The following is a 22639-nucleotide window of genomic DNA, read 5'->3' as shown; positions in this document are numbered from 1 at the left end:
CCGCGCTGGACGCTGGAGGTGGTGCTGTTCAGTCCACCATCAACTGTTGCTGCTCCGCCTCCGTGTGGAGGGGAAGGGTGGACACGGGGTCATCCGGTGACGCCACGGCGCCTTCCAGCAGCAGCCGGAGATGCTCCACCAGTTGCTCCGCCGTGGCGGGCTCGAACAGCTCGGTGCTGTAGATGAGCGCGCCCTGGTAGCCCTCCGGGAGGCGGGCCACCGCGAGCTCCAGCTCGAACCGGCTGACACCATGCGTCGGCTCCAGCTCTCGCAGGGAGAGTTCCTGGAGGGCCAGCTCGGAGCCCGGTGCGTTCTGCAGGGCGAAGATGGCCTGGAACAGCGGCGTGCGGCTCAGGTCTCGCGAGGGTTGGAGTTCCTCCACCAGCCGCTCGAAGGGCACGTCCTGGTGTTCGTACGCGCCCAGGGTGGTGTCCCGCACTTGCGCCAACAACTGGCGAAAGGTCGTCTCCGGGGAGATTCGCGCGCGCAGCACCAGCGTGTTGACGAAGAAGCCGATGAGTGGCTCGGACTCGGCCTGACGGCGCCCGGCGATGGGTGAGCCCACCAGCACGTCGTCCTGTCCCGAGTGCCGGCACAACAGCGCCTGGAAGGCCGCGAGCAACAGCATGAACGGCGTGACGCCCTCCTTCTGGGCCAACGCCTCCAGCGCCTGACTGAGCGCGAGCGGAAGCTGTACCTGCACGCCAGCGCCTTGGTGCGTCACCACCGCGGGTCGCGGCTTGTCCGTGGGCAGGTCCAGCATATGCGGCGCGCCCGCGAGCTGCTCCTTCCACCAGCCCAGGTGCTGTTTCAGCGTCTCGCCCTGCATCCACCCCCGCTGCCAGAGCGCGTAGTCGGCGAACTGCACGGGGAGCTCGGGCAGGGACGCGGGCTGTCCGCGAAGGAAGGCATCGTAGAACGCGGCCACTTCCCGGACGAGCACGCCCATGGACCAGCCGTCCGAGATGATGTGGTGCATGCACAGCACCAGCATGTGTTCGGTGGGGGTCAGCTTCAGCAAGGTGACACGCAGCAGGGGCCCCGTGGACAGGTCGAACGGCTGCTGTGCATCGTGGGTGGCGCGCTTCAACGCCTCGGATTCCCGGTACGCCCGCCCCTGGAGTCCCGAGAGGTCCACCACCTTCAGCGGCAGCGCTCGCGATGGATGGATGACCTGGCGGGGCTCGCCGCCCTGGGCCTGGAACGTGGTGCGGAGTGATTCGTGCCGCTCCACCAGGGCATTCGCGGCGCGCTGCAAGGCGTCGACGTCCAGCGTCCCCGACAGGCGCAGCGCCGTCGGCATGTTGTAGGAGGCGTTGCCCGGCTGGAGCTGGTCCAGGAACCACAGGCGCTGCTGGGCGAAGGACAACGGCGCCGGCCCGTCGCGCCGGGCCCGGGTGAGCGGTGGCAGCCGGGGGCCGGGCGTGGCGGAGCCCAGACGTTCGGCGAGGGCCGCCACGGTGGGGGCCTCGAAGAAGGCGCGAAGGCTCAGCTCCACGTTGAAGTCAGCGCGGACGCGGGCGACCACGCGCGTGGCCAGCAGGGAGTGGCCTCCCAGCTCGAAGAAGTTGTCGTGGCGTCCCACCGTGGGGACTCGCAGCAGCTCCCGCCAGACCTCCGCCAGCCGGGCCTCCATGAACGTCGCGGGTGGCAGGCTGTCGCGCTTGAGGGCCAGTTGCGAGGCCTCCGGCGCGGGGAGGGCCTTCCGGTCCACCTTGCCACTGGGCGTCAGGGGCAGGGCGGACAGCGACACGAAGGCGGCGGGCACCATGTACTCGGGGAGGTTCCGGCGCAGGTGTTCCCGAAGGGCGGACGCCTCCGGCTGGCCCGCGTCTGGCGCGGACGACAGCACGACGTACGCTACCAGCCGCTTGTCGCCAGCGACGTCTTCGCGGACATGCACCACGGCGTCGTGGACCGTGGGATGCGCGCGGAGGGCGGCCTCAATCTCTCCAGGCTCGATGCGGACGCCGCGGACCTTCACCTGGGTGTCGCCGCGGCCCAGGTACTCCAGGTTCCCGTCCCGGCGCCAACGGGCCAGGTCGCCGGTCCGGTACAGCCGCTCGCTGTCACCGAAGGGCGAAGGCACGAAGCGCTCCGCCGTCAGCTCCGGCCGGCCCAGGTAGCCTCGGGCCACACCCCGGCCGCCGATGAACAGCTCGCCGGGTACGCCCGGGGGGACGGGCTCCAGTTCGCGGTCCAGCACGTACATCCACACGTTCGTCAGCGCCCGGCCAATGGGGACCTCGCGCTCGGCGCCCGGGGACGCCAGGACTCCGGCCGCTGACAGGTTCACGGACGTGGCCACCGCCGTCACCTCGGTGAGCCCGTACGTGTTCAGCAGTGGCAGCTCGGCACCGACGCTCCGCTGCCACTGGGCCACCCGCTCCGGCGCCACGCGTTCGCCGCCAATCACCACCCACTTCAGCCCCGAGGGGAGACGGGCGGTGCCCGCATCGAGGCTCGCCGTCACGTCATGCCAGAAGGCCGTGGGCAGGTTGAGCTGCGTCACGCCCGCCGCTTCACACTTCGCCAGGAACGCACCGGGCTCGTCGAGCATGTCCGGGGTCCGGAGCACCAGCGTCCCGCCGCTCGTGAGGCACGGGTAGATCTCCTCCGCGCTGGTGTCCCAGCTGATGGAGGCGAACTGGAGCACCCGGTCTCCGGGCGCCACCGGGAAGGACGTCCACGCCGCGCGGGTGAAGTTCACCAGCGACTGGTGCTGGACGACCACGCCCTTGGGCCGGCCCGTGGAGCCGGACGTGTAGAGCACGTACGCCGCGGCCTCGGGGGGCACCAGGACAGCGGGGGCCTGGGGCACGCCGGAGGAGGGAGGCACCTCCGCGTCCAGCCAGACGCAGCCCTCCGCTGCCCCCAGACGCTCGCGGAACGCCGCACGGGCCACGATGATCCGGGCGCCGCTGTCCTCCAACATGAAGCGCAGGCGCTCCGCCGGGGACTCCGAGTCCAGCGGCACGTACGCCCCGCCAGCCTTGAGCACACCGAGCAGCGCGACCAGCAGCTCCACCGAGCGCTCCACGCACACCGCGACGCGATGCTCCAGTCCCACGCCCGCCGCGCGAAGGCGAAGGGCGAGCGCGTTCGCCCGCGCATCCAGCTCCCGGTACGTCACCGACTCGGCGCCCGCCACCACGGCCAGCGCGTCGGGCGTGCGAGACACCTGTTCCTCGAAGAGCGCGTGGATTCGCGTATCCTTCGGAAGTGGCTCCCGAGCGCCGCTCGCGGCTTCGAGCACGGCCTGACGCTCCTCGGGAAGCATCATCGGCAGCGCGGCGACACGCTCGTCCGGCCGGGCCAGGACGCCTTCCAGGAGCCGTTGGTAGTGCGAGGCCAGCCGCTGGGCCGTGGCCTCTTCATACAAATCGGTGCTGTAGTTGAGCGTCCCGCTGAAGCCGTCCGCGCCGCGGAACAGGTCCAGGCTCAGCTCGAACAGCGCCACGCCCGTGTCCTCACCGTCGGCCGGCCGCACCGTCAGTCCCGGCAGCACGAGCGCGGGGATGGGCGCGTTCTGCAACGTGAACAGCGTCTGGAAGAGCGGGGTGCGGCTCGGGTCCCGCTCGACCTGGAGTTCCTCCACCAATCGTTCAACGGGGAGGTCCTGATACTCGTAGGCCCCCAGCGTGGTGTCGCGCACCTGCGCCAGGAGCTGGCGGAAGGTCAGCTCGCGGCCGAAGCGCGCGCGCAGCACCAGCGTATTCACGAAGAAGCCGATGAGGCGCTCCGTCTGCGCATGGTGCCGGCCCGCGATGGGCGAGCCCACCAACACGTCATCCTGGGCCGAGTACCGGTTCAGCAGCATGTGGTACGCCGCGAGCAACACCATGAAGGGCGTGACACCCTCGCGCTGGGCCAGCGTCTCCACGGCCTGGCTGTGCGCCAGGGAGAGCTGTACGGGCACCGACGCGCCGCGGGTGCTCAGGAACGCCGGGCGCGGCTTGTCGGTCGGCAGCTCCAATGCGTGCGGAGCGCCCGCGAGCTGCTCCTTCCAGAAGCTGAACTGCTGGTTCAGCGCGTCGCCCTGGAGCCACCCCCGCTGCCACACCGCGTAATCGGCGTACTGCACCGGAAGCTCGGGCAGCGTGACGGGCTGACCGGCATGGAAGGCGCCGTAGAGCGAGGTCACCTCTCGGACCAGCACGCCCATGGACCAGCCATCCGAGATGATGTGGTGCATGCACAGCAGCAACACGTGCTCGGACGGCTCCAGCTTCAACAGCGTGACGCGCAGCAGGGGGCCCTGGGTCAGGTCGAAGGGACGCCGGGCATCGGCGGTGACGCGCTTCAGCGCCTCCGCTTCCCGGTGCGTCCCGTCTTGGATGCCCGAGAGGTCCACCCGGTCCACTGCCACGGTGTGCGGCGCGTGGATGACCTGACGAGGCGCACCGTCCTCGGTCTGGAAGGTGGTGCGGAGCGATTCATGCCGACGGACGATTTCATCCACGGCACGCTGCAAGGCGGCCGCGTCCAGCGCACCCGACAGGCGCAGCGCCGTCGGCATGTTGTAGGACGCGTTCCCTGGCTGGAGCTGATCCAGGAACCAGAGCCGCTGTTGGGCGAAGGAGAGCGGCAGGGCTCCGTCCCCCCGGGCTCGCGTCAGGGCTGGAAGCCGGGGACCGGATGAGGCGGAGGACAGGCGCTCGGCGAGCGCGGCCACGGTGGGCGCCGCGAAGAACGTGCGCAGGTTCAGGTCCACGTCGAAGGTGGCCCGGATGCGCGCCACCACCTGGGTGGCCAGCAGGGAGTGACCGCCCAGCTCGAAGAAGTTGTCGCGGCGGCCCACGGTGGGGACACGCAGCAGCTCCTTCCAGACCTCCGCCAGCTGAGCCTCGAGGGGCGTCGCGGTCGGCTCGACGTCGCGTTTGACGGCCAGGTTCGAGACGTCAGGGACGGGCAGGGCCTTCCGGTCCACCTTGCCGGTGGGGGTGAGGGGCAGGGTGCCCATCAGCACGAAGGCGGACGGCACCATGTACTCAGGCAGCCGCGCCTGGGCGTGCTGACGCAACATCTCCGCGGTCACCAGGGCCTCGGGAGTCACCACGACAACAACGTAGGCCACGAGCCGCTTGTCGCCGGGCACGTCTTCGCGTGCCAGCACCACGGCTTCCTGCACCTGGTCGTGGGTCCGCAGCACGGCTTCGATTTCACCCAACTCGATGCGGAAACCGCGCAGCTTCACCTGGAAGTCGAGCCGGCCCAGGTACTCCAGCGTGCCGTCATGCCGCCACCGCGCCTTGTCTCCCGTGCGGTAGAGGCGGGCCCCCGGCTGTCCACTGAAGGCGTCCGGGATGAAGCGCTCCGCGGTCAACTGCGGCTGTCCCAGGTACCCACGGGCCAGGCCGTCTCCCGACAGGTAGAGCTCACCCGCGATGCCTGCCGGGGCCATCCGCTGCCGCGCATCTAGCACGTAGGCCCGCGTGCCCTGGATGGGCCGCCCGATGACGGGCACGGGCGCGGTGCTGTTCCGGACGCTCGCCGTGGTGGCGCAGACGGTGCTCTCCGTGGGGCCATAGGCGTTGTAGGCCGTCGTGCGCTCCGTGCTGGCCAACTGCTTCCAGAGCGACGGGGCCATCGCTTCTCCCGCGCACACGATTCGCGAGGGCACATGCGCCTGCTCCAGCAGTCCAGCATGGAGCAAGAGCGTCAGCTGCGCGGGCGTGCAGTCCAGCACGTCCACGCGCTGCTGCCCCACCCACGCCAGCATCGCCTCCGGATCCTTCCGCGTCTCCTCGGGCACCAGGCAGAGGCAATGTCCGTTCGCCAGATGGACCAGAGGCTCCAAAGCCCCATCGAAGTGGAACGGGGCGTTGAGGCTGACGCGCTGCCGGGTGGCGCCCGTTGCCTGGAACGCCTCCGTCGTTCCCGCGTGCATGGCGAGCAACGAGCGGTGCTGCACCATGACGCCCTTGGGCGTACCCGTGGAGCCGGACGTGTAGATGACGTACGCGAGGTTCTCTTCGCGCACGCTCACCACGACGTTCCGCGTCGGGAGTGACGCCAGCTTCGAGGCCTCGGTATCCAGGCACAGCAGGTGCCGGACCTGGGGCCTCCAGGCATCGGCCAGGTGCTGGAGGGTGAGCAGCACGGACGCGTTGCTGTCCTTCAGGACGAAGGACTTGCGCTGCGCTGGTGCAGCCGGGTCGATGGGGACGAAGGCCCCGCCGGCCTTGAGCACCGCCAGCACCGCGACGATGGCGTCAGGCGTGCGCTCCAGGCACAAGCCCACGCGGACTTCCGGGCCCACGCCCAGCGTGCGCAGCTGCGCGGCGAGCTGGTTCGCCTTCGCGTTGAGCTGGGCGTACGTGAGGACCTGGGACTCCAGCGACACGGCGGGGGCATCGGGCGTCCGAGCCGACTGCTCCTCGACGCGCAGGTGGAAGGTCGCCTCGCGGGCCATGTCCGCTGCGTCGTCCGGCTGCGGCGCCTCCTCCCTTTCGAGCGGAAGCGCGGAGACAGGGGTGTCCGGCGACGTCACGGCTTCTTCCAGCAGGACCTGGAGGTGCGCCACCAGTCGCTCCGCCGTGGCGGACTCGAACAGGTCGGTGCTGTAGACGAGCCCGCCCTGGTAGCCCTCCGTCGCGCGGGACAGGACCAGCTCCAGCTCGAAGCGGCTGACCGTGTGCTTCGACTCGAAGCCCCGGAGGGACAGCTCCGGGAGCGTCAGCTCGGGAACCGGCGTGTTCTGGAGGGCGAACATCACCTGGAAGAGCGGCGTGCGGCCCTCCTCACGGGCGGGGCGGAGGTCCTCCACCAGCCGCTCGACGGGGAGGTCCTGGTGCTCGTACGCCCCCAGCGTGGTGTCACGCACCTGGGCCAGCAGCTCCCGGAAGGTCGGGTCCATACCGAAGCGAGCGCGCAGGACCAACGTGTTGACGAAGAAGCCGATGAGCCCCTCCGTCTGCGCGTGGCGACGGCCGGCGATGGGCGAGCCCACCAACACGTCCTCCTGCCCGGAGTACCGGTTCAGCAGCACCTGGAAGGCAGAGAGCAACACCATGAAGGGCGTTGCACGCTCCTTCAGCGCGAGCGCGTCCACGGCGTCGCTCAGGGCCGCCGGCAATTGGATGGGCGTGTTGTCGCCCTGGAAGGACGGCTGCTCCGGCCTCGGCTTGTCAGTGGGGAGCTCCAGGTACGGCGGCGCGTCCGCGAGCATCCCGCGCCAGTAGTCGAGCTGCGCTTCCAGGACCTGGCCCTGGAGCCACTTCCGCTGCCACGCCGCGAAGTCCGCGTACTGGAACGGGAGCGGGGGCAGGGGAGACGACTGGCCCTGCCGGAAGGCGCCATAAATCGCCGCCATCTCCCGGACCATCACGCCGTTGGACCAGCCGTCGGTGACGATGTGGTGCATGTTGAGCACCAGCACGTGCTCCGTCGCGGACTGCTTCAACAGGATGCCGCGGACCACCGGGCCCTTCGCCAGGTCGAAGGGGCGTTGGACCTCTTCCTGGACCCGCCGCAGCGTCTCCGCCTCACGAAGATGGGCGACGGCCTCACCCGACAAGTCCAGGACCTGGAGGGGAACCTGAGAGGGCGGGTGGATGACCTGGACAGGGGCGTCGCCTTCCATGCGGAACGTCGTCCGCAGCACCTCGTGACGGGCAACCAGCGTGTCGAAGCTTCGCTGGAGCGCGGGCAGGTTCAGCGCGCCCGTGAGCTGGAGCGCCAGCGGGTGGTTGTAGGCACTGCTGCCCGTTTCGCTCCACTGGCTGATGACCCAGAGCCGCTGCTGGGAGAAGGACAGGGGCAGCGCGGCGCGCCGGTCCGCGTGGGTCAGTGCTGGCACCGCGGCGTTGGTCTGCGCGGGCGCGTTCTTTTGGTCGTCCAGGTACGCCGCGAGCCCGGCGACCGTGGGTGACTCGAAGAAGGCGCGCAGCGGGAGCTCGATACCGAAGCGCGTCCGCACGCGCACCACCACCTGGGTGGCCAGCAGGGAGTGGCCTCCCAGTTCGAAGAAGCCGTCGTGGATGCCGGCGCGGCGGACGCTGAGCACCTGGGCGAAGAGCTCGGCCAGGGACTCCTCCGTCGGCGTGCGCGGCGCCACGTAGAGGCCCCGCTGGACGGTGGGCGCCTCGGGGGCGGGCAGGGCCTTGCGATCCACCTTTCCGCTGGGCGTCAGCGGCAGGACGCCCAGGTGAACGAAGGTTGAAGGCACCATGTGCTGGGGGAGCTGCTTCAGGAGGTGCGCTCGCAGCGTCTCGGCCTCCAGCGGCGCCGAGTCACCCGTGACGTAGGCCACGAGGCGGGCATCCCCTCGCGTCTCCTCACGCACCAGGGCGACGGCGTCGCGCACGCCGGGATGCGTGCGCAGCGCGGCCTCGATTTCACCCAGCTCGATGCGGAAGCCGCGCAGCTTCACCTGGAAGTCGGCCCGGCCCAGGTACTCCAGCGTGCCGTCGGGCAACCACCGCGCCACGTCTCCGGTGCGGTACAGGCGCGCGCCCGGAATGCCGCTGAAGGCATCCGGGATGAAGCGCTCCGCCGTCAGCTGGGGCCGCTGCCAGTAGCCGCGCCCCACCTGCACGCCGCCAATGTGCAGCTCGCCCGGAATGCCCACAGGAGCCGGCTGCCCGTGCGTGTCCAGCACGTACAGCACCGTGTTCGCCACGGGCCGGCCAATGGGGACGCGGTGGAAGTCCTCTCCACGCGGGCAGGGCCAGTACGTGACGTCTACTGCTGCCTCTGTCGGGCCGTACAGGTTGTGTACCCGCACCGGTGCGGGCAGCCGCGCGTACGCCTTCTTCACCAACTCCGCGCTCAACGCCTCGCCGCTGCACACCACACGCCGCAGGCTTCCCAGTCCCTCCAGCCCTGGCTCTTCCACGAAGGCACGCAGCATGGACGGCACGAAGTGCACCGTCGTCACGCCCTCCGCCTTCATCAGCTTCACCAGGTACGCCGGCTCCTGGTGGCCTCCTGGCCGCGCCACCACCAGCTTCGCCCCCGCCAGCAGCGGCCAGAAGAACTCCCACACCGACACGTCGAAGCTGAAGGGCGTCTTCTGCAGCACTACATCCGTGCCGCCCAGTCCGTACTCCTCCTGCATCCACTTCAGCCGGTTGACGACGCCTCCGTGCGCATTCATCGCCCCCTTCGGACGGCCCGTGCTTCCAGAGGTGAAGATGACGTACGCCAGCGACTCCGTGCCCACTCGCACCGACGGCCGAGTCACCGGGTGACGTGCCACTTCGTCTGCCGCGCTGTCCAGGCAAACGACTCGGGCGGCGCTGGGCGGAAGCACCGACTTCCACTTCTCGTGCGTCAGCAGCACCGACGCCCCGGTGTCCTCCAGCATCCACCCCAGACGCTCCTTCGGGTACGCCGGGTCCACTGGCACGTAGGCCGCGCCTGCCTTCAGCACGCCCAGCAGCGCCACCACCATGTCCACCGAGCGCTCCAGGCACACGCCCACCAGCGACTCCGGGGCTACACCCAGGCTCCTCAGGTGGTGCGCCACCTGGTTGGCCCTCGCGTCCAGCTCCCGGTACGTCAACCGCTCCGACTCGAACGCCACCGCCACCGCGTCCGGCGTGCGCGCCACCTGCGCCTCCACCATCGCGTGAATGCTCGCCTCGGACGCGGGTGCCATCTCCCGTCCCTGGAAGCCCTTCAGCACCTGACGGCGCTCGTCCTCTGAGAGGATCGCCACGCGATGGAGTGGCAGGTCCGGTGTGGCGACGACCGCCTGGGCAAGCTCGGCCAGATGGCCCGCGAGCCGCTCCAGGGTGGCGCCATCGAAGATGCTCGATGCGTACTCGAAGCGGCAGTACAGGGTGTTCTTGCGCTCGACGACCTCCAGACTCAGGTCGAACTTGGAGGTGTCCGGGTAGAGGCCGAGCCCGCTCAGCTTCAGCCCCTGATACGCCACGTCCACGGTGGGCGTGTTGATCACGTTGAGGACGGCCTGGAACACCGGCGTGCGACTCTGGTCACGCGGCAACTGGAGCGCCTCGATGACGCGCTCGAAGGGCGCGTCCTGGTGCGCGAACGCCTCCAGCGAATGCCGCTTCACGCGGCCCACGAGCTCCCGGAACGACGGGGCGCCCTCCAGCCGCGAGCGCAACGCGAGCGTATTCACGAAGCAGCCCAGCAGCCCCTCCACCTCCGGGCGGGAGCGGCCGGCCGTGGGGATGCCCACCGCGAAGTCCTCCTGTCCCGAAGTGCGCCCCAGCAGCGCCTGGAACAGCGCCATGAGCACCATGAACGACGTGGCGCCCTCGCGCCGCCCGAAGGCGAGCAGCGGTTCGGTGACCTCGGCCGGCAGTTCGAAACTGTAGCTACCGCCCGCATAGGACTGCACCGCGGGCCGGGGCCGGTCCGTGGGCAGCTCGAGCGCCGGGACACCCGTCAGCTGCTCCTTCCACCACCGGACCTGCGCCTCCATCACGGCGCCTTCCAGCCACTGGCGCTGCCACACCGCGTAATCCGCGTACTGCACCTCCAGCGGTGGAAGCGGCGAGGGGATGCCCGCGCTGAAGCAGGAGTAGAGCACCGACAGCTCGCGGCCCAGCACCAGGGTGCACCACGCGTCGGAGATGACGTGGTGCTGCATCAGGCTCAGGACGTGGTCTTCCGGTCCCATCCGGAGCAGCAACGCGCGCGCCACCGGGCCCTTCTCGAGCTCGAAGGGAAGCGCCGCGAGCGCCGCGCACCGCCGCAGCATCTCCGCTTCGCGCGCTTCCACCGAGTCGCCGGGGACGTCCTCCACCAGAGCCGGCAGCGTGCCCTCCGCGTGGATGACCTGCACCGCGCCGTCTTCCGTCAGTTGGTACGTGGTGCGGAGGACCTCGTGCCGCTTCACCACCTCATTGAGCGCGGCCTGCAGCGCCTCGACGTTCAGCGGGCCGGTGAGGCGGAAGTTGGAGCCGTTGTTGTACGCCGTGCTGCTCGGGTCCAGTTGCTGGAGGTACCAGAGCCGCTGCTGCGCGAAGGACAGGGGCAGCGGCCGAGTCCGGGGTACGCGGGGAATCGCCGCGGGCTCGGGTTGCTGCGTCAGCGCGGGCTGCATGGGCGCAGGGGGCGCCTTCGGTGGAGGCTTCGGCGCGGGGGCCTGTGCCTTGGGCGCGGAGGGGAGGGTGACGTGCTCCACGCGGCCGTCCACGCGGAGCCGCGCGTGCCGCCCGGTCCGGAAGAGACGGGCCTCACTGCTCGACGGGTGCTGCACGAAACGGCGGCGCTCCTGCTCATTGGCGCGCCACAAGTCCCAGGGAAGGCCAGCGCCCTCCAGGGCCAGCTCACCGACGACGCCGGGGGGCACCGGCAATCCGGCCGCGTCCAGCACCCAGGACTGAAGCCCTTCGGGGACACGCTCCGTCGGAGGCCGTGGCAGCAGGCCGCCCTCGCCAGCGGCACCCGCGAGCAGGACCTCCGTGCCCAGGTTCCGGTGCAGCGACAGGGCCAGCTCCGTGGAGGCACCGTCCAGGACAAGCGCGCCCACGGGCTCCAGGGCTTCGCGGGCCCGCGGCAACTCCACCAGCGTGCGCGCCAGCCGCGCCGAGGCATGCAGCAGGACGGCGCCCGACTGCCGGGCCAGCGCCAGCAGTTCGTCGACCGCGAGCGTTCCCTCCGCCTGCCGCTGGACCTTCCGCTGCGAGGCGTCCTGCTCCAGGCGCTCGCGAATCACGGTCAACCGGCGCAGGCCCTCCAGCACCACTGGCGTGTCCAGGCCGAAGTCGATGAGGCAGGCCACCTCGTCCACGTCGGCTTCCCGGACGTGGAGCAGGCGCTGCACGCCGCTCTCCACCGTGCCGATGAGGCCGGTGCCCTTCGCGTGGTGCTCGAAGGTGTGTTCGAGCAGGGCATTCACGTCCTCCTCGGACACCTTGTCGATTTCGCCCTGGTAACCCTGCGCGGCCAGCAGCGTGGCGGTGATCTCCGCCGAGCTCCGGAAGTAGTTCAGCAGCGGCTTGCGGACCGTGCGCAGCACCTCCTGTTCGTCGTCGCCGATGAACGCGTGCAGCATCAGCGCGACGTGGCCACGGCCCGGATGCCCGTTGCGGCGCCAGGCTTCGCGGTAGAGCGCCACCTTCTGCTTCAGCTCCTCCAGTGACTGCGTGAGCAGACCGGTGAGCACGCCCGCGCCCACTTCGCCGGCCAGGCGGAACGTCTCCGGACTGCCGGCGGCCGTGAGCCACACGGGCAGGTCCTTCTGGACGGGCTTGGGCCGCAGGCCGACTTCCACCGTGACGCCGCCGCCACCCGGACGGCGGAGCTTCTCGCCTCGCCAGAGGGCGCGCACCGTCTCCAGGTTCCGCAGCAGGATGTTGCGGCGATCCTCGAAGTTCTGTGGGGCGAAGGTGAAGTCCGCCACGTGCCAGCCCGTCGCAATCGACAGACCCGCGCGGCCTCCGGAGAGGTTGTCCACCACGGACCACTGTTCGGCGACCTGCAGCGGGTCATGCAGCGGGAGGACGACGCTGCCCGAGCGCAGGCTCAGGTTGCGGGTGATGGTGGCCAGCGCGCCCGCCACCACGGCGGGCTGGGGATAGAGGCCGCCGAACGAGTGGAAGTGCCGCTCCGGCGTCCACACCGCGGAGAAGCCGTTGGCGTCCGCGTACTTCGCGCCCTCGACCAACAGCTCGTACTTCGGACCGACGAGCGAGTCTTCATCGTTGGCGAAGTAGATGAGGCTCAGGTCCATCGCGCCCTGGCGCGGACCGCCGCCCTGGAGGACCTCCCACTGGGCCGTCACCTGCTCGGAGGGGAACGTCACGGTCAGCCCGCGTGACAGGGCCCACAGGGCCTCCAGCTCCGGACGCTCGGCAGAGGACTCCGCGGCGGCCACCCACGTGGCGCCTTCCGCGGGCCGCAGCCGCTTGTCGAGCGCGTCGAAGAGCTCGGTGAGCCCCTGATGCACCAGGGCCCACGGCGACTGGTTGGGACCCACGGGCAACAGCCACGCCAGCGCCTCCGGGGCCGGGGCAGGGCGCTCCGCATGGGCACCAGAAGACTCCAGTGCGTCCTCCACATGGAGAACCCGCGCCGCATCCAGCCGGGCGGCGGTCATGATGCCGCGCCACGTGACGAGCACCGGCACCCGGGCTCCGGACGACGCGAAGTCCGACAGGCGCCCCAGGTCCGTGGGGCCTACCGCCACGACGGCGCCACCGGCCTCCAGGACACCCCAGAGGACGGCCAGCTTCGCGGGGGACGGCTTCAGGCAGACCGCGACCGGCTCACCGGGTTGCACACCGAGCGCTCGCAGCCTTGCGGCGACGTTGCGCGCACGCTGGGCGAGGTCGCTCCAGGTCCACGCCGTCGAGCCCTGAATGACGGCGGTGGCTCCCGGCTGCCGTGCCGCGCGCTGGGACAGCCGCGAGGGAATCGGCGTGGAGACGGGCCGGGGAAGGGGGGCGGGCCAGGCGCGCCGGTCCGCCTCCGTGGCCAGGGGCAACCGGGAGATTCGCTCCGAGGGCCGGGCCAGCGCCGAGCCCAACAGCACCTGGAGGTGCTCCACGATGCGCCGGGCCGTGGCTTCGTCGAACAGCTCGGTGGCGTACTCCAGCGCGCCGCTGATGCGGCCGGCGTCATCGCCGAGCACGAGGGACAGGTCGGACAGCGTCGCGCCCCATTGCACCGGGGCGTCCGGCACTTCCACCATGGTTCCGCGGACACCAGTCAGCTCCAGCGCGGCGGCCGTGCCTCCCACGGTGGTGTGGAAGACGAAGATAGTGTCCGTCAGCCGTCCCCGGCCAATGTCCTTGCCTGGGACGAGGGCTTCCACGAGGTGCTCGAAGGGCACGTCCGGACGCAACTGGACGTCGTTGACCTCCTGCCGCACGCGGGCCAGGAGTTCGAGGAACGTCGGATCGTCCGCGAAGCTGGTGCGGAACGCGGCCGAGTGCGCCACGTACCCGATGAGCGGCAGCAGCTCCGGCCGGGTGCGATTGCCAATGGGCGTGCCAACGATGATGTCCGTCTGCCCGCTGTAGCGGTGCAGCAGCGCCTGCCAGGCGGCGAGCACCATCATGTACGGGGTGTAGCTCTCACGCTTGCCGAACTCCGCCACTTCCCGGGACAGCGCGACCGAGAAGGACACCGGCATGCGCACTGACGTCAGTGGACTTGTCTTGGGGCGCGGCCGGTCCGTGGCGATGCTCAGCTGCCGAGGCATGGCGGCCAGCTGGTTGCGCCACCACTGCTCCTGTTCGGGCAGACGCCCTTCGGCGATGGACTGCCGCTGCCATGCGCCGAAGTCCGCGTACTGCACGGGCAGCGGCGGCAGGGGCGCCGGACGGCCCTGCTGGAAGGCCGCGTAGCACTGGAACAGCTCGTGGATGAAGATGTTGATGGACAGCGTGTCGCTGACGATGTGGTGGATGTTGCCCAGCAGGATGTGCAGGCGCTCGTCGAGCCGGAGCAGCGTGGTCCGGACAACGGGGCCCTTCACCAGATCGAACGGCTTCGCGGCGTCCTCGCGCGCCAGCTGCATCGCCTCGGCTTCGCGCTGTTCGGAGGTACCGGTGAGCTCCAGGCGCACCAGCGGGACGTGCATCCGCGCGTGGAAGCGCTGGACCGGGCGGCCTTCCACCACGTCGTAGGTCGTCCGCAGGGATTCGTGGCGCTGGATGATCTCCTGGACGGCGCGCTCCAGGATGACCGCGTCCACGGCGCCTTCCAGCCGGAAGACGAACGGAATGTTGTACGCGGACAAGCCCGGCAAGTGCTGCTCCAGGCGCCAGACGCGCTCCTGGACGAAGGACAGCGGCAGGGGCCGGTCGCGAGGCAGCGGGACGATGGGCAGCTCGCGGGTGGTCTCCACGACCGGGCCCTGACGCAGCAGGGGCTCGATGCGCTGGGCGATGCCCGCCACGGTGGGGGCCTCGAACAGCGCGGCCAGGGGGAGCTGGACGCCGAACGTGGACCGCACCTGGTTGAGGAGCTGGGCGGCCATCAGCGAGTTGCCGCCAATCTCCAGGAAGTTGTCGTCCCGGCCCACGAACGTCAGGCCGAGCCGATCGCGCCAGAGTGCCGCCAGCCGCTCCTCGACGTCGCCTCGCGGCGCGTCTTCACGCTCTGGCGTGGCAGAAGGCGTAGGCGTCCCCGAGGCCTGATGCGGCGACGTGGCGTGAGGGGCCGCGAGGCCGCCGTGGGCCTGGACCGGAACCGAGGAGCCATTCTGCCCGCTGGGCACGTGGGCAGAGGACGGCGTGACTCCGGGCGTCGCGAAGCTTCCTGGTGCCAGGGACGCAGCCGGAGAACCGAGCTGCGTCCCTGATGCGGGTGCCGAGGACGTGTGGAACCCGCCATACGTCGCGAAACCGGCCGACGCCTGGAATGACGTCGCGGACGGACCAGGCACACCCGACGCTGCCACCGATGCGAGCGCAGCCGCAGGCGAGACAGCGCCCCCGGGTGCCTGGAACGCAGCGGCGTGCCCCGCGCCATTCGCCAGCGCGGGCATGGCCGCATGCGCCGGCCGCGCCGGTGCCTCCACCCAGCAACGCTTCTCCTGGAACGGGTACGTGGGCAGGTGCAGGCGCAGCCGCTGCTCGTGGCCGTAGAAGACGTTCCAGTCCACCGAGACGCCCAGGGTCCACAGCTCGCCCACCGCGGTCATCAGACTCGCGTGCTCCGTGGTCGTGCCGCCACGGCGCAGCGTCGCCACCGCCTTGACCCGCTCCTTGTCGCGTCCCAGGCAGGCACGCACCAACGGCGTCAGGTCCTGACCCGGGCCGACCTCCAGCAACAGGCTGCACCCCTCTTCGAGCAGGGCCCCCACGGCATTCGTGAAGCGCACCGGCTGGCGCATCTGCGCCGCCCAGTAATCCGGCTGGGCCAGCTCATTCGCCTGTGCCCAACGTCCCGTCACGCTGGAGGCATACCGAAGCGTCGGCGCATGGCGCTGGAGCGAGTTCACCACGTCCGCCAGCGCCGGCATCAGCGGCTCCACGTCTGCGGAGTGGAACGCGTGCGGCGCGGGCATCCGCACGGTGCCCACCTCACGGCGGCGCAGCTCCTCCTGGAGCCGCTCCACCTCCGCGATCGGCCCGGCGACGACGCAGCGGTCCGGTGCGTTGATGGCCGCCAGCGACAGCCGGCCCGTCAGCAGCGGCAGCACCTGCGACTCCGGCATTGCCACCGCCAGCATCGCGCCCGGGGGCATGCGGTGCATCAGCTCGCCACGTGCCACGGCGAGCCGCATCGCGTCCTCCAGCGACAGCACGCCCGACAGGCACGCAGCGGCATACTCACCGAAGCTGTGCCCCAACACGGCGTATGGGCGCAGGCCCCAGTCCATCCACATCCGGGCCAGCGAATACTCCACGGTGAACAGCGCGGGCAGGGCGGCACGGGTGTCAGCCACCGCCGCCGCGTCCATTCCTGGCCCGGCGAACAGCACCTCGCGGACTCGCTCCCGGAGCGCGGGCTCCAGCAGCGCCAGGCACGCATCCGCGTGGGCGCGGAAGGCCGGCTCCGCTTCGTACAGCTCGCGGCCCATGCCCGCCTGCTGCGCGCCCTGGCCCGGGAAGATGAAGGCCACCCGGCGGCGGTTCACGTCGGCATCGGTCACCTTCACCGGCGTGTACGGCTTGCGCAGCCGCGCCGTCAGGTCCGCGGCGTCCCGGGCCACCACGGTGCGCCGGAATTCGAAGGCCTTGCGTCCCACGGCATGCGTGAAGGCCACGTCCGCCAGGGACAGGTCCGCCGCGTGGGCCTCGGCATGCCCGGCGAGCTGCCGCGACGCGGCCTCCAGCGCCTCGGCGGAGCGAGCGGACAGCGTGACGACTTGATGTGAGCGCGTGGTGGAGCCGCTGTGCGCCATGGGGGACTCCTCGAGCACTGCGTGGGCGTTGGTGCCGCCAATGCCGAAGGAGCTGACGGCCGCGCGTCGCGGCGTCTCGGTCCTCGGCCACGGCCGCCGGGTGGTGTTGACGAAGAAGGGGCTCGCGTCGAAGTCGATCTGCGGATTGGGCCGCTCGAAGTGCAGGCTGGGCGGCACCTCGCCATGGTGCAGGGACAGCGCGACCTTCATCAGGCCCGCCAGTCCAGCCACCGTGTCCATGTGCCCCATGTTGCTCTTGAGCGAGGCCAGGGCAATGGTGCCCCGGTGCTCGGCGCCCAGGCCGTAGGCGCGCTGGAGCGCGGCCACTTCAATGGGGTCACCCAGCGGCGTCGCCGTGCCGTGGGCCTCCACGTAGCCGATGTCCTGGGCCCGCACGCCGGAGCGCGCGAGCGCCTGGGAGATGACCGCCGCCTGGCCCTGGACGCTGGGGGCGGTGTAGCCGGACTTGTAGCGTCCGTCGTTGTTCGTCGCCGTGGCCCGGATGACGGCGTAGATGGAGTCACCATCCCGCTGCGCGTCTTCCAGCCGCTTGAGGACCACGCACGCGACGCCGTTCCCGGACACCGTGCCCTGCGCGTTCGCGTCGAAGCTCCGGCAGTGTCCGTCCGGAGAGAGAATCATGCCCTCCTGGTAGACGTAGCCCGTGCGCTGCGGGACGGCGATGCGCGTGGCCCCCGCCAGCGCCACACCCGAACGACCCGCCAGCAGGTTCTGGCAGGCGAGGTGGACGGCGACGAGCCCGGTGGAGCACGCCGTGTAGACGAGGACGCTCTCCCCGGTGAGCCCCAGCTTGAACGAGGCCTTGGTGGCCAGGCTCTCATGGGTGGCGGTGCCGTAGAGTTCGAACAGCGCCGCGCCATCCAGCGGCAGCGTGGCCCGGACCGCGTCCTTGTAGCCGGAGTCGACGGCGCCCGCGTACAGCGAGATGGCCTCGGGCGTGCGCTCCGGGTCGATGCCCGCGTCCTCCAGCGCGGACCACGCCGTCTGGAGGAAGAGCCGCTGCTGTGGGTCCATCCACTGTGCTTCGCGCAGCGACAGGTCGAAGAAGCCCGGGTCGAACCCGTCGATGCCGTCCAGGACACCCCCAGCCGGGACGAAGGCCGGGTGCTGTGACAGCTCCAATCCCTCGGGCAGGCCGGGCATCCGCTCCAGTTCCTCGGGCGTGAAGCGGGAGATGGACTCCACACCGTCGCGCAGGTTCCGCCAGAAGTCCTGGACGGAGCTGGCACCCGGGAAGCGGCCCGACATGCCCACGATGGCGACCAGGCCAGAGCCCGTGACGGGTTTCGCCTCGGCGCTCGGCTCGGAAGCAGGCTCGGGCCGCGCGGGGGCGGCGGGGGCCTCATCCACCTTCGCGTCGCGCTCCAGGACGGCGGCCAGCGCGTCCACGGTGGGGTGCTCGAACAGCCACACCACCGGCACCTCCCGGTTCAACGTCTCCCGCATGCGCTTGGCGATGCGCACCACCGACAGGGACGTTCCGCCCAGGTCGTCGAAGAGGTGGTCATGGAGGCCGATGCGCTCCGTGCCCAACTCCTTCGCCCACAGCGCGGCGAGCTGCTGCGCCAGCGGGCTCGAAGGCTCCACGAAATGGCCATCGCGGCCCGTGGACGCGCTGTCCGGCGCGGGGAGCGCCTTCCGGTCCACCTTGCCACTGGTGCTCAGCGGCAACGTGGGGAGGACCACGAAGACGGACGGCACCATGTACTCAGGGAGCCGCTGACGCATCCCCGCGCGGAGCGCCGCGACATCCAGCGGCGCGTCGTCGCGTCCCATGGCATAGGCCACCAGCCGCTTGTCACCGGGGACGTCCTCGCGGACCACGGCGGCGGCTTCCAGCACGCCGGGCTGGGTGCGCAGCGCGGCCTCGACGTCCGCCAGCTCGATGCGGAACCCGCGCACCTTCACCTGATTGTCGGTGCGGCCAATGAACTCCAGCGTGCCGTCCGGGCGCCACCGGACCAGGTCTCCCGTCCGGTAGAGGCGCGCACCGGGCTGGGTGGCGAAGGGGGCGGGGATGAAGCGCTCCGCCGTGAGGTCCGGCCGCGACACATACCCGCGCCCGAGTCCTTCGCCGCCCACGTACAGCTCGCCGGGCACCCCCACGGGGACCAGTTGGAGCTGCGAATCCAGCACGTAGGCCTGCGTGTTCGAGACAGGCCGGCCAATGGGCACGGAGGCCCCGACCTGCGAGGCCTCGTAGGCCGTGTAGCTGGCCGAGATGATGGAGTTCTCCGTCGGCCCGTAGCCGTTGGTGACGGGGACTCCGACGGTGGTCAGCGTGCGGCGCGTGTGCGGGGCGGACAGGATGTCACCCACCACGTGGATGGCCCGCAGCTTCCTCAGCAGGTCGGTCCGGTGCTCCACCACCTGTGAGAACAGGCCCGCGGGGAAGTGGACGAGCGTGACGCCGTGGCGCTCCACCACGCGGGACAGCGTGTCCAGGTCGCTGGCTTGCGCCTCCGGCGGATACAGGACGACACGGTTTCCGTTGAGCAGCGGAATCCACAGTTCCATCACCGAGCCGTCGAACGAGGCAGGCGCCATGACGAGCCCTGTCTCCCGGACGCCGAAGTGGATGAAGGGCTCACTGTGCGAGAGGCGGAGCACGCCCCGGTGCGGGATGGCCACGCCCTTCGGGCGCCCCGTGCTCCCGGACGTGAACATCACGTAGGCCAGGTGATTCGGTCCCACGTCGGACACCGGGGACGTGGTGGGCCACTCCGACAGGTCCAGCTCTTCCAGGAGCAGGGTGGGAAGCCCGCCGTCGGGAAGCGGCAGCCTGGCGTGGTTTGCCCGCGACGTGAGCAGCAGGTGCGGTGGCGCATCCTCCAGCATGATGGCCAACCGCTGCGCGGGGTACGACGCGTCCAGCGGCACGAAGGCGCCTCCGGCCTTGAGCACCGCCAGCAGCGCGATGACCCACGCCGTGCCCCGGTCCAGGCTCACGGCCACGAGCACTTCCGTGCTCACCCCGCGCGAACGGAGCAGGTTCGCGAGCTGGTTGGCCCGAGTGTCCAACTGCTCGAAGGTCAGCGTCTCCTCACCACACTCCAGCGCGACGGCGAAGGGGCGCAGGGAGGCGTGCCGCGCGATGACCTCCGCGATGGTGCCGCCAGCGCCGTCGTACCGGGCCGCGTTGTCGTTCCACTCCCGGAGAAGCTGCTGACGCTCGCCCGGGGTGAGCATGTCCAGCGTGCCCAGCGGCTGGTCCGGCGCGGCGGTCACGGACGCCACGAGCACGCGCAGGTGCCCGGCGAGGCGGGCAATGGTGGCGGTCTCGAAGAGGTCGGTGCTGTGCTCGATGGCGCCGCGCAAGCCGTCGGCGTCATCCATGAGGGCGAGCCCCAGGTCGAAGCGCGAGGTCCCGATGTCCACGTCCGCCGGCCTCAGCGTGAGGCCCGTGGCCCGCACCGGGCCCGTGGGGGTGTTCAGCAACGAGAAGTAGGTCTGCACCAGCGGATTGCGGCCCAGGTCCCTGCGCGGCTGGAGCTCCTCGACCAGCTTCTCGAAGGGCAGGTCCTGGTGCTCGTACGCGGCCAGGGTGGTGTCGCGGACCTGTGCGAGCAGCGCGCGGAACGAGTCGCGCGGACGCACCCGGGCCCGCAGCACCAGCGTGTTGACGAAGAACCCGACCAGGCCTTCGACCTCGCCGTGGCGGCGGCCCGCGATGGGCGAGCCGACCAGCAGGTCCTCCTGCCGGCTGTAACGCGAGAGCAGCACCTGCCACACGGCCAGCAGCGCCATGTACGGAGTGGCTCCCGCCTGGCGCGCCAGCGCGAGGAACGGCGCCACCACGTCCTGGGACAGATGGATGGGGAAGAGCTCGCCGAACTGCGAGCGATGGGTGGGCCGCGGCTTGTCGGTGGGCAGGTCCAGCACCTGGGGCGCACCGGCGAGCTGCGCCTTCCACCAGTCTACCTGCGCGGTGAGCACGTCCCCCTGAAGCCACTGCCGCTGCCAGGACGCGAAGTCCGCGTACTGGATGGGCAGCGGCGGAAGCGCGGGGCCGCGGCCCTGGGCGAACGCATCGTAGGCGGCGGCGACCTCGCGCACGATGACGCCGAGCGACCAGCCGTCCGACACGATGTGGTGCATGGTCAGCACCAGCACGTGCAGCTCCGCGTCCAGCTTCAACAGCAGGGTGCGCAGAAGGGGGCCCGCGCTCAAATCGAACGGCTGCCCCGCATCCGTGGCGGCCAGCCGGCGCGCCTCGGCCTCCCGGTCGCCTCGAGGCAGGCCGGTGAGGTCCGTCAAGGGGAGCGCCCAGTCCGTCGCGGGGTGGATGACCTGGATGGGGTCACCGTCACGCATCACGAAGCGGGTGCGCAGCGGCTCATGGCGTTTGACGAGGTACTCCAGCGCACGGCGCAGAGCCTCGGTGTCCAGCGCGCCTTCCAGCCGGAGCGCTCCCGGCAGGTTGTACTGGCTGCCACCGGGCTGGAGCTGGTCGATGAGCCACAGTCGCTGCTGCGCGAAGGACGGCGGCAGGTTCCCATCGCGCGGCACGGGCCGGAGCGCAGGAATCTGGGGCGCGCTGGCACGCATGAGCATGCCTTCCTCGACGAGCTCGGTGACACGGGCCACGGAGGGCGCGTCGAAGAGCGCGTTGAGGGAGAGCTCCACGCCGAACATCGTCCGCAGCCGGGAGATGAGCTGCGTGGCCAGAAGCGAGTGGCCTCCCAATGCGAAGAAGTCGTCGTGCAGGCCCACGTGCTCCACGCGAAGGAGTTCACGGAAGAGGGCGGCGACGCGCTGTTGGAACGGAGTCATGCGCTCTTGCACGGGCGGGGCGGCGGCCCCGGGGACAGGGGTGGCAACCGGCTGAGGAAGGGCCTTACGGTCCACCTTGCCGTTGGGAGACAGAGGTAGGGTCGGCAGTGTCACGATGGACGTGGGCACCATGTGGGCCGGCAGCTGCTCAGCCAGCCGTGCCCGCAGCGCCGTCACCTCCGGCGCCGGCTCTCCCGTGACGTAGGCCACCAGGCGCTGATCGCCCGGGGCGTCTTCACGGACCACGGCGACAACGTCGCGCACGCCGGGATGCGTGCGCAGCGCGGCCTCGATTTCACCCAGCTCGATGCGGAAGCCGCGCAGCTTCACCTGGAAGTCGGCCCGGCCCAGGTACTCCAGCGTGCCGTCGGGCAACCACCGCGCCACGTCTCCGGTGCGGTATAGGCGCGCGCCCGGAATGCCGCTGAAGGCATCCGGGATGAAGCGCTCCGCCGTCAACTGGGGCCGCTGCCAGTACCCGCGCCCCACCTGCACGCCGCCAATGTGCAGCTCGCCCGGAATGCCCACCGGAGCCGGCTGCCCGTGCGTGTCCAGCACGTACAGCACCGTGTTCGCCACCGGCCTGCCAATGGGGACGCGGTGGAAGTCCTCTCCACGCGGGCAGGGCCAGTACGTGACGTCTACTGCTGCCTCTGTCGGGCCGTAGAGGTTGTGTACCCGCACCGGTGCGGGCAGCCGCGCGTACGCCTTCTTCACCAACTCCGCGCTCAACGCCTCGCCGCTGCACACCACACGCCGCAGGCCTCCCAGTCCCTCCAGCCCCGGCTCTTCCACGAAGGCACGCAGCATCGACGGCACGAAGTGCACCGTCGTCACGCCCTCCGCCTTCATCAGCTTCACGAGGTACGCCGGCTCCTGGTGCCCTCCCGGCCGCGCCACCACCAGCTTCGCCCCCGCCAGCAGTGGCCAGAAGAACTCCCACACCGACACGTCGAAGCTGAAGGGCGTCTTCTGCAGCACCACGTCCGTGCCGTTAAGCCCGTACTCCTCCTGCATCCACTTCAGCCGGTTGACGACGCCTCCGTGCGCATTCATCGCCCCCTT

General features: G+C 70.6%; 1 protein-coding gene (cut by a window edge). It reads right to left on the bottom strand.

Translation table 11 applies throughout. The features are described from left to right. Positions 1–28: 28 nt before the first annotated feature. Positions 29–22639: the 3' portion of a non-ribosomal peptide synthase/polyketide synthase gene (locus OZ403_RS19615; protein WP_268784830.1), read on the bottom strand. It continues 17892 nt past the right edge of the window; only the last 22611 of its 40503 coding nucleotides appear in the window; the start codon falls outside the window, past its right edge — the gene reads right to left on this strand; the stop codon is at positions 29–31.

This window comes from Myxococcus sp. NMCA1 (assembly GCF_026810205.1).
In the GTDB taxonomy this organism is placed as follows: Bacteria; Myxococcota; Myxococcia; order Myxococcales; family Myxococcaceae; genus Myxococcus; species Myxococcus xanthus_A.
This window is presented reverse-complemented; position numbering and strand designations above follow the sequence as displayed.